This is a genomic window from Paraburkholderia sp., from assembly GCF_035948235.1.
Lineage (GTDB): Bacteria > Pseudomonadota > Gammaproteobacteria > Burkholderiales > Burkholderiaceae > Paraburkholderia.
This window is the reverse complement of the sequence record NZ_DASZJJ010000087.1, coordinates 1-5,899: the sequence shown is the minus strand read 5'-3', so window position 1 is coordinate 5,899 and position 5,899 is coordinate 1. Positions and strand designations below refer to the sequence as shown.

The window sequence follows — 5,899 nt, the reverse complement described above, 5'->3', positions numbered from 1 at the left end:
ACACCTTGCCCAGGTGGCGGAATTGGTAGACGCACCAGGTTCAGGTCCTGGCGGTGGCAACACTGTGGAGGTTCGAGTCCTCTCTTGGGCACCAAGATTCATGAAAAAAGCCAGCTATAAGCTGGCTTTTTTCATTTCTGGCGTTTTGTTTCGTTTCGAACGCGATTTTGGTTGCATCGGCATCGAAATGCTTCAGGCCGGGCAGAAGTACATCATGTTCTGCCCGGCCTTTGCTTTGCGTTCTCACTGCAGATGAGAGTCCTTCTCTCTCGTGTTTCGACGCGTGAGGACGCACATCTTCTGCGATGTGAAGATTTTTTGAAAATATCTGTTGACAGGCTCTACAGATACGCTAGAATCTCGTTCTCTGCTGCACGACACAGCGCAGCAGCAAGTAGTAAGCGACACCTTGCCCAGGTGGCGGAATTGGTAGACGCACCAGGTTCAGGTCCTGGCGGTGGCAACACTGTGGAGGTTCGAGTCCTCTCTTGGGCACCAAGATTCATGAAAAAAGCCAGCTATAAGCTGGCTTTTTTCATTTCTGCTTCACTCTCCCCCGCTCATCTTTTCCTCATTTGTCTCGATACGCTATATTCGACTGTATACATTGCATCGAATGAGCAAGTCGTTATCCAAAGGAACGGAGACTGGATGGAAATCGTCGTCATCGCCGCGATCGTTGCGGTTGGCTTCGGCGCCACGGCAACCTGGCTGATCGCAACGCGACTGCCAGCCAACTGGATCGAGCGCGGTCAAAACGAAGGCCGCTACGGCTCGCTCGCCGAAGCCACATTCCCCGACGAGCAAGACCCACGTCGCCAGCAGGCTCGCACCGATACCCGGCGGGTTCGGCGCTCACGCGTGCGCGCAAGCTCGCCTGCGATGAGTTTCGTGCGTGCACTACGTTCCCGCGCAGGTAAGGCATGCGCAGCCGCTACGCGCCGCCGTGGCAAAGCGGCGATCTGAACGCTGCGTCAGACCCGCGATTAGTCTCGCGACCCCAGCGGCGCCGCATTGAACGCAGGTTCCGGATGCGCCTCGGGCGCGGCCGACTGGAAAATCCAGCGCCGTCGCATCGGCTGCAACACGACTTTTGCGCACACGCCCGCCAACATGGCAATACACGCGGCGAACTCGAATACGCTGTTCCAGCCGCCGTGCAACGCGAGCAGCGTCGCCACCGGCACGAGCAGCGCAGCGGTGCCCTTCGCCGTATAAAGCGTGCCTGCGTTGCCCGCCGCATAGCGCGCGCCGAAAGTATCGGCGCAGGTTGCCGGGAAGTTCGAGAAGATGTCGCCGTAGAACAGGAACACGAGCCCGGAAAACAGCATGAAAAGATACGGGTCGTGGCCGAAGTAGCGCAGCCCCAGCAATGCCAACCCCTCGCCGAGAAACGTGATGAACATCGTGTTCTCGCGGCCGATGCGATCCGAAATCAACCCGCACAGCGGCCGCGTGAAGCCATTGCAGAGATTGTTGATCGACAGCGTCATCGTCAGCAGCGGCAAAGACACGCTCATGAAAGCGACCGGCATCGTGGCGAATCCGTACGATTTCGCAATCGGCCCGATCTGCGCCGTGGCGATGATGCCGCCCGTCGCCACGCAGACGAACATCCCATACATCACCCAGAACAGCGGCGCGCGAACCATCTGCTGCGTGGTGTAATCCGTTTTCGTCGCGACAACGCGCTTTACGCGCGCCGCGAAAGCAGGCGGCTTTGGGCGAACCATCACCAGCGCAAGCGCCAGAATTAGCACACCCTGCAGGAGTCCGAAGAAAACGAAAGCGGCCTCATAGCCCGCGTGCTGGATCATGCGCGAGATCGGAATCACGGTGAGCGCCGCGCCCGCGCCGAAGCCCGCCGCCGTCATCCCCGCCGCAAGTCCGCGCCGGTCCGGAAACCACTTGAGCGCGGTGCCGACACAGGTGCCGTACACGCAGCCCGCACCGATGCCCGAAATCACCGCCGCCACATAGAGCACCGGCAAAACCGGCGCCCAGGCATCGAGCAGCCAGCCCAGCGCCACGCAACAGGCGCCGCCCATCACAACGGGACGCGGGCCAAAGCGGTCCACGAGCCAGCCCTCCACCGGCACGAGCCACGTCTCCGTCACGATGAAAAGCGAGAACGCCAACTGGATCGCGGCCTGCCCCCAGTGATGACGCGCATCCATCGGCACGACGAACAGCGTCCACGCGTACTGCAGATTGGCGACGAGCCCCATGCAGGCAATGCCCGCGACGAGCTGCACCCAGCGGTTATGGCGTCGCGCCGTATAGACGGCGTCGATGCGATCGGTGTGTGGCACGGTTGTTTCTCTCCATTGATTGACCTGTGGGGCGGCGCCCCCAGGCAACATCAAGCCGTTTCGAGCTGTCTTAGCAGCGCGTCGACGCTGCCTTTCGCGTCGCCGAACAACATTCGTGTGTTGTCCTTATAAAATAGCGGATTGTCCACGCCCGCGTAGCCCGTCGCCATGCTGCGCTTCGAGACCACCACGGTGCGCGCCCGCCATACCTCGAGCACCGGCATGCCGGCGATCGGGCTGCCCTCGTCCTCCTGCGCGCCCGGATTGACGATGTCGTTCGCGCCGATCACGAGCACGACGTCGGTATGGGTGAAATCCTCGTTGATCTCGTCCATCTCCAGCACGATGTCATAGGGGACTTTCGCTTCGGCCAGCAGCACGTTCATGTGTCCCGGCAAACGCCCCGCCACAGGATGGATGCCAAAGCGCACACGCACGCCCTGCGCGCGCAAACGCCTCGTGATTTCGCTGATGGTGCCTTGCGCCTGCGCCACCGCCATACCGTATCCTGGCACGATCACAACCTCTGCGGCGTCGCGCAGCAGCGTGCCGACTTCCTCCACGGTGGTCGCGACCACCTCGCCTTCGGGTGCGGCGCTCGTCGTGGCGGCCACCGCGCCGAAGCCGCCCAGGATCACTGAAACAAAGCTGCGGTTCATCGCACGGCACATGATATAGCTCAGAATCGCGCCGCTCGACCCCACCAGCGCGCCGGTCGTCACCAGCAGATCGTTGTCGAGCATGAAGCCCGTGGCAGCGGCCGCCCACCCGGAGTAGCTGTTGAGCATCGACACGACTACAGGCATGTCGGCCCCGCCGATCGCCATCACGAGGTGTACGCCCAGCGCCACCGCGATTGCACACATGACGCCTAGCGCCATGAGCGCCTGTGCGTTATCCGTCGTGCTCACGAAGACATAACCAAGCGCGATGCACACAACCAGCGCCACCGCGTTCATGAAGTGCCGCGCGGGCAACACGAGTGGCTTGCCGCCCACGGTACCTTGCAGCTTGAGAAACGCGACGATCGAGCCCGCGAAAGTAATCGTGCCGATAAAGGCGCCGACGTAAATCTCCGTATCGTGAATCGCGCGCTCGACCCCACTCGATGCCGCTGCCGGCGAAAGCGCATTGGCGAAGGCGATCAGCGTCGCCGCGAGACCCACAAAACTATGCAGCACCGCCACGAGTTGTGGCATCTGCGTCATCTCCACGCGCCGTGCGAGCCACGCGCCAATGCCGCCGCCCACGAGCGCCGCGCCGACAGCGACACCCAGACTCGCGCCGCGCGTCACCAGCAACGTGGCCAGCACCGCGATCGTCATCCCGCACACGCCGTACACATTGCCGCGCCGTGCGCTCGCAGGATGGCTCAGTCCACGCAGACTGAGGATGAATAGCGTCGCCGCACCCAGCCACGCCATATTGCCGATTCCGTTCAGCATGACGTCTCCTCAGGTTCGTTGGAACATTTTCAGCATGCGCTGGGTCACCAGAAAGCCCCCGGCGATATTGATCGTCGCGACCACCAGCGCCACGCCCGCGAGCACGCTCGCAAGCGCATTCGTCCCTGCCGGATGGAGCAGCGCGCCGATCACGATGATGCCGCTGATAGCATTGGTCACGCTCATGAGCGGCGTGTGCAGCGCGGGCGTGACGTTCCATACCACCTGATAACCGACGAATACGGCCAGCACGAACACGGTGAAGTGCGCGACGAACGAAGGCGGCGCGACGGCCCCCAGCGCAAGCAAAGCCGCCGCGATCAACGCGAGTGCAACCACGCCGCCGATGCCGCGTTGACGCGCGGCTGTCGTCGCTTCATGCGCTGGATCACGCGAGGGCGACGGCGCGGACTTCTCCGCAGCCGGGGCTGGCGCCGCCGCCGTTTGCACGGGCGGCGCTGGCCAGCACAACTCACCTTCAAGCATCACCGTCGTGCCCCGTTGCACGACATCGCTCATGTCGATTTTTAATTCGCCATCCTTATCGACTGTGAGATCTGTGAGCAGATGCCGAAGATTGGTCGCATAGAGCTGGCTCGACTGGTTCGCCATCCGGCTGGGCAAATCCGTATAGCCGACGATCGTGACGCCGTTCGCGCGCACCACCTCGCCCGCGCGCGTCAGTTCGCAGTTGCCGCCCTGCTCCGCCGCCAGGTCGACAATCACGCTCCCGGCCCGCAAACACGCAACAGTCTGCGCATCGAGCAGCCGTGGCGCAGGCTTGCCCGGTATCAGCGCGGTCGTCACGATGATGTCGACCTCGGCGGCCTGAGCCTTGAACAAGGCCATTTCCGCTTCGATGAACTTCGCGCTCATCTGCTTCGCGTAGCCGCCCGCACCGCCGCCTTCCTCTTCGATTTCGACGGTCAGGAATTCCGCGCCCATGCTCTCGATCTGCTGCCCGACTTCGGGCCGTGTATCGAATGCGCGCACGATCGCACCCAACCCGCGCGCCGCACCGATGGCAGCCAGACCCGCCACGCCCGCGCCGATCACCAGCACCTTCGCGGGCGGCATCTTGCCCGCCGCCGTGATCTGCCCGGTGAAAACGCGCCCGAAGTATTGCGCCGCTTCCACCACGGCGCGATAGCCCGCCATGTTCGCCATCGAACTCAATGCGTCCAGCTTCTGGGCGCGCGAAATACGCGGCACGCAATCCATCGCCAGCACCGTTGCGCCACGCGCCGCGAGCACGTCGAGCAGCGCGCCTTGTTGCGCGGGCCAGATGAAGCCGATCAGCGTCGCGCCGTGTTTCAGGCGCTGCGCTTCGTCGATCGAAGGCGGACGCACCTTGAGCACGATGTCCGCACTGCTCCAGAGTTCAAGCGCATCGTCGACGATGCAGGCTCCGGCGGCCCGATACGCATCGTCGATATACGAAGCCTGCTCGCCCGCACCGGCCTCTACTTCGACCACATAGCCCAGCTTGAGCAGATGCGCGACGCTTTCGGGCGTGGCGGCCACGCGCCGTTCGTCCGGGAAAGTCTCGCGCGGTATCGCGATGGTCATCGCCATGCCGAGTGTCTCCTGATCGTTATGTTCTATGCACCACGCGGCCCACATGCGGCCGTAGAAAATCAGGACTGCTGCGCTTGAGCTTGAGCTTGAGCTTGAGCCTGCGCTTCCAGCTCCGTGACGCGCTTGCGAAGATTGCGCTCTTCCTGGAAGCGCGCGGTCTCGTCACGGATCACGGCGACGATGCCGTTCAACGCGCCCTGCGGATCGTGCAGCAGCGCGACCGTGAAAGCGATGGACAAGGCGCGTCCGCTTTTGTCGACAGCAGGCACACGCAGCACGTCGTTGCCATAGCGCGTCTGTCCACTCGCCATGGTCTTGTGATACCCCTCCCAGTGCCGCCCGCGCAGGCGTTCCGGAATGATGAGGTCGAGCGTCTGGCCTAGCGCTTCCTCGCGGGTATATCCGAACATGCGAGTCGCGGCGGGATTCCAGTAAGTGATGTCGCCGGCGGCGTCCGAAATGACAATGGCGTCGCCAATGGCGTCGGCAAGCTGGGCGAAGTCGATGGCGGATGACATGGCGTGGACCGTGTGGGGAACAGCTTCTTGATGGGCGAACGAAAGA

5 protein-coding genes and 2 tRNA genes are annotated in these 5,899 nt (G+C 62.9%); 3 read left to right on the top strand and 4 right to left on the bottom strand.

Features of this window, described 5'->3' with window-relative positions; all coding sequences use genetic code 11:
- The first annotated feature begins 7 nt into the window (after positions 1-7).
- The 3 genes from VG320_RS07215 to VG320_RS07205 all read left to right on the top strand — a co-directional run bounded on the left by VG320_RS07215 (position 8) and on the right by VG320_RS07205 (position 966).
- Positions 8-94, top strand: a tRNA-Leu gene (locus VG320_RS07215).
- Between the two features lie 317 nt (positions 95-411).
- A tRNA-Leu gene (locus tag VG320_RS07210) sits at positions 412-498 on the top strand.
- A 6-nt stretch (positions 499-504) separates the two neighbouring features.
- Complete coding sequence (locus tag VG320_RS07205) at positions 505-966, top strand: hypothetical protein (protein WP_327199442.1); 462 nt, start codon at positions 505-507, stop codon at positions 964-966.
- A 20-nt stretch (positions 967-986) separates the two neighbouring features.
- On the opposite strand, the gene oxlT is transcribed toward VG320_RS07205, so the two are convergent.
- From oxlT to VG320_RS07185, 4 genes are all read right to left on the bottom strand, one after another.
- Positions 987-2,312, bottom strand: coding sequence for an oxalate/formate MFS antiporter (oxlT, locus tag VG320_RS07200; RefSeq protein ID WP_327199441.1), 1,326 nt, complete (start codon positions 2,310-2,312; stop codon positions 987-989).
- Positions 2,313-2,362: 50 nt separating this feature from the next.
- Positions 2,363-3,757 (bottom strand): NAD(P)(+) transhydrogenase (Re/Si-specific) subunit beta, encoded by a 1,395-nt coding sequence (locus tag VG320_RS07195; RefSeq protein ID WP_327199440.1) that lies wholly within the window; start codon positions 3,755-3,757, stop codon positions 2,363-2,365.
- 9 nt (positions 3,758-3,766) lie between these two features.
- A complete protein-coding gene (locus tag VG320_RS07190; protein ID WP_327199439.1) occupies positions 3,767-5,332 on the bottom strand; it encodes a Re/Si-specific NAD(P)(+) transhydrogenase subunit alpha in 1,566 nt (521 codons plus the stop codon).
- A gap of 62 nt (positions 5,333-5,394) precedes the next feature.
- The gene (locus tag VG320_RS07185) at positions 5,395-5,853 is read right to left on the bottom strand and encodes a PAS domain-containing protein (RefSeq protein WP_327199443.1); all 459 of its coding nucleotides are present in this window, start codon (positions 5,851-5,853) and stop codon (positions 5,395-5,397) included.
- Positions 5,854-5,899 lie beyond the last annotated feature (46 nt).

Coding starts and splice junctions, on each gene's coding strand:
- VG320_RS07205 (WP_327199442.1), top strand. CDS start 505: ATGAAAAAAGCCAGCTATAAGCTGGCTTTTTTCATTTCTGCTTCACTC.
- VG320_RS07195 (WP_327199440.1), bottom strand. CDS start 3,757: ATGCTGAACGGAATCGGCAATATGGCGTGGCTGGGTGCGGCGACGCTA.
- VG320_RS07190 (WP_327199439.1), bottom strand. CDS start 5,332: ATGGCGATGACCATCGCGATACCGCGCGAGACTTTCCCGGACGAACGG.
- VG320_RS07185 (WP_327199443.1), bottom strand. CDS start 5,853: ATGTCATCCGCCATCGACTTCGCCCAGCTTGCCGACGCCATTGGCGAC.